The sequence below is a fragment of the Ramlibacter sp. genome (assembly GCF_035706265.1).
GTDB lineage: Bacteria > Pseudomonadota > Gammaproteobacteria > Burkholderiales > Burkholderiaceae_C > Ramlibacter.
In genome coordinates, this window is the sequence record NZ_DASSVG010000451.1 from 1 (window position 1) to 3,294 (window position 3,294).

At 68.8% G+C, this 3,294-nt stretch carries 3 protein-coding genes and 1 pseudogene; 3 read left to right on the plus strand and 1 reads right to left on the minus strand.

The features are described from left to right. The 3 genes from VFM98_RS16185 to VFM98_RS16195 form a co-directional block, all read left to right on the plus strand. Window positions 1-545 (plus strand): metallopeptidase TldD-related protein (locus tag VFM98_RS16185; protein WP_325110931.1); only part of this gene is annotated, 545 nt, incomplete at its 5' end. 243 nt (window positions 546-788) lie between these two features. Continuing rightward, the gene (locus VFM98_RS16190) at window positions 789-1,922 is read left to right on the plus strand and encodes a 3-deoxy-7-phosphoheptulonate synthase (RefSeq protein ID WP_325110932.1); all 1,134 of its coding nucleotides are present in this window, start codon (window positions 789-791) and stop codon (window positions 1,920-1,922) included. A 67-nt stretch (window positions 1,923-1,989) separates the two neighbouring features. Further along, complete coding sequence (locus VFM98_RS16195) at window positions 1,990-2,988, plus strand: hypothetical protein (RefSeq protein WP_325110933.1); 999 nt, start codon at window positions 1,990-1,992, stop codon at window positions 2,986-2,988. A 9-nt stretch (window positions 2,989-2,997) separates the two neighbouring features. On the opposite strand, the pseudogene VFM98_RS16200 reads toward VFM98_RS16195, so the two are convergent. After that, a pseudogene (locus VFM98_RS16200) lies at window positions 2,998-3,294 on the minus strand (UDP-N-acetylmuramate:L-alanyl-gamma-D-glutamyl-meso-diaminopimelate ligase); the annotation flags it as partial.

Genomic DNA, 3,294 nt, shown 5'->3' on the forward strand with positions numbered 1-3,294 from the left:
CCCTGCCCGACCGGCGCGGCTCGCTCAACGTCGACGACGAAGGCAACCCGAGCCAGCGCAACGTGCTGATCGAGGACGGCATCCTGCGCGGCTACATCCAGGATTCGCTCAACGCCCGCCTGATGGGCGTGGCGCCCACCGGCAACGGCCGCCGTGAGAGCTATGCCCACATCCCGATGCCGCGCATGACCAACACCTACATGCTGGGCGGCGACAAGGCGCCGGAGGAGATCGTGGCCAGCATCGAGAAGGGCCTCTACGCCACCAACTTCGGCGGCGGCCAGGTCGACATCACCTCGGGCAAGTTCGTGTTCTCGGCCAGCGAGGCCTACTGGGTCGAGAACGGCAGGATCCTCTATCCCGTGAAGGGCGCCACCATCGTCGGCAACGGCCCCGACGCGCTGACGCGCGTGAGCATGATCGGCAACGACATGCGGCTCGACACCGGCGTGGGCACCTGCGGCAAGGAAGGCCAGAGCGTGCCGGTGGGCGTGGGCCAACCCACGCTGCGCATCGACGGCCTGACGGTGGGCGGCACGGCCTGATGCGAGGCGGCCTGGCAACGCGGCCCGACGACCGTACTGGACGGCGGGCCTGCGGAATGTGTTAAATTGACTGCATGCGTTCCGTTCGCGCCTTCTTTTTCGGCTACTTTTGGTTCTCCAGCGCCCCCGGCGGAAGAGAGATCTGAGCGTACCCGCGACAAACGCAACGAACCTCGAAAAACCGCCGGCACCCCCGGCGGTTTTTTCTTGGGCCCCCGAATACCACCACAGGAAGAAGCCGTCATGAATCCGCCCAAAGCAGCCGCCAGCGATGCCTGGCATGCGCATCCCGTCGACCGTACCAGCCAGACCGACGACCAGCGCATCAAGGACATCACCGTGCTGCCGCCCCCCGAACACCTGATCCGCTTCTTCCCGATCCGCGGCACGGCCGTGGAAAGCCTGGTGAGCGGCACCCGCCGCGCCATCCACAACATCATGGCGGGGCAGGACGACCGCCTGCTGGTGGTGATCGGCCCGTGCTCGATCCACAACCCCGACGCGGCGCTGGACTACGCGCGCAAGCTGAAGGAGGCGCGCGACAAGCATCGCGACACGCTGGAGATCGTGATGCGGGTGTACTTCGAGAAGCCGCGCACCACGGTGGGCTGGAAGGGGCTGATCAACGACCCCTACCTCGACGAGAGCTACCGCATCGACGAGGGCCTGCGCATCGCGCGCCAGCTCCTCATCGAGATCAACCGGGTGGGGCTGCCGGCCGGCAGCGAATTCCTGGACGTGATCTCCCCGCAGTACATCGGCGACCTGATCGCCTGGGGCGCCATCGGCGCCCGCACCACCGAGAGCCAGGTGCACCGCGAGCTGGCGTCGGGCCTGTCGGCGCCGATCGGCTTCAAGAACGGCACCGACGGCAACATCAAGATCGCCACCGACGCGATCCAGGCCGCCGCCCGCGGCCACCACTTCCTCTCGGTGCACAAGAACGGCCAGGTCGCCATCGTGCGGACCAACGGCAACCGCGACTGCCACGTGATCCTGCGCGGCGGCAAGGCGCCCAACTACGACGCCGAGAGCGTGGCCACGGCCTGCCGCGAGCTGCAGGCCGCCAAGCTGCCGCCGACGCTGATGGTGGACTGCAGCCATGCCAACAGCAGCAAGCAGGCCGAGCGCCAGGTGGCGGTCGCCAGGGACATCGCCGGCCAGATCGCCGGCGGCTCGCGCAACATCTTCGGCGTGATGGTCGAAAGCCACCTGGTCGCGGGGGCGCAGAAATTCACCCCGGGCAAGGACGACCCCAAGGCCCTGGAGTACGGCAAAAGCATCACCGACGCCTGCATCGGCTGGAGCGAATCGGTCGAATTGCTCGAAGTTCTCGCCCAGGCGGTGCGTGACCGCCGCCAGAAGGTCGCTGTTTGATTTACATCTAGTAACTGTCGTTGTATATTTGTTTCGACTCGGGGTGGAAGAGGCGGAGGAGAGACAAATGACGATCGAGGTGCCTGGCCTGCGGCTGGGCCTGGCCGGCTTCGGCGAGGCGCAGCAGAAGCTGGCCGCGGAGGCCGCCCAGGCGGCGGCCACGCCGCGTTTCAGCTGGGAGGTGGGCTCCTTTGCCGAGGCCGACGCCTGGTGGCTGGACGGCCGGCGCACCATGCTGATGCCCAACAAGCACCTGCGGGTGCAGCCCGCCGTGCCTTCGGGCCGCTCGGTGCAGATCGCGTTCGCCGACGTGGACCGGCCGGTGGCCTTCACGCTGCCTCTGGCCGCGGCCGATTTCAAACCCACCCTGCGCTTCGCGCTGGAGGAGCGCGAGGCGGCCGTGCAGGTGCTGCACCAGTTCGCCGGCTTCATGCAGATCATGCTGGCGCAGTTCTGCCTGGCCTCCAGCATCTCGGACAAGCAGCCCACGCTCGGGGCCGGTTCCTGGGAAGTGCTGCGCGAAGGCGAACTGGTCGCGGTCGTGGACCTGAAGATGGGCGCGGCGGTCGACCCGACGGCCGGGCCGCAGGATTTCGACGACGCGACCTGGTGCGTGCGCGAGCACGGCGCCGTGATGATCCCGGTGAACTGGCCGCGCGCCAGCATCTCGCAGCTGATGTGGCAGTACGCGCAGCGCAGCCGGCGCGACCTGCTGCCGCCGCACTACCGGACCAAGCCGCTGTTCTTCCGCCGGCCGCCGCGGCTGGCCCAGCGCCAGCTGCGCGACGCGCACCTGCTGCTGATGCGCGAACTGGTGGCCCAGCCGGGCATGGACTTCGAGGCGCTACAGCAGTCCACCGGCATGGGCGACGGGGCGCTGGCCCGCTGCCTCTCGGCGCTCTACGTGGTGGGCTCGATCACGTCGAACCCGCGCCGTGCCAGCGCCGCGGCCAATCTCGCCGCCGCGGTGCGCGACCCGGCGCCTTCGAAGCAGAGCCTGTTCGAATCGGTGATGGACACCACCCCGCGCGGGGCGGACATCACGGTGCGGGCGGCGCTGGACTGAGCGCGGGGCTCAGCGCCCGAGCGCCTCCAGCAACTGGCCGTGGATCCCGCCGAAGCCGCCATTGCTCATGCAAAGGATGTGGTCGCCCGGCCGCGCCGCGGCGATCACCTGCTGCACCAGTTCGGGAACGGTCTGCGCCACCCGGGCCTTGTCGCCCATGGGCTGCAGCGCCTCGACGGGGTCCCAGCCCAGGCCGCCGGCGTGGCAGAAGGACAGGTCCGCCTGCTCCAGGCTCCAGGGCAGCTGCGCCTTCATCATCCCCAGCTTCATGGTGTTGCTGCGTGGCTCGAACACCGCCAGGATGCG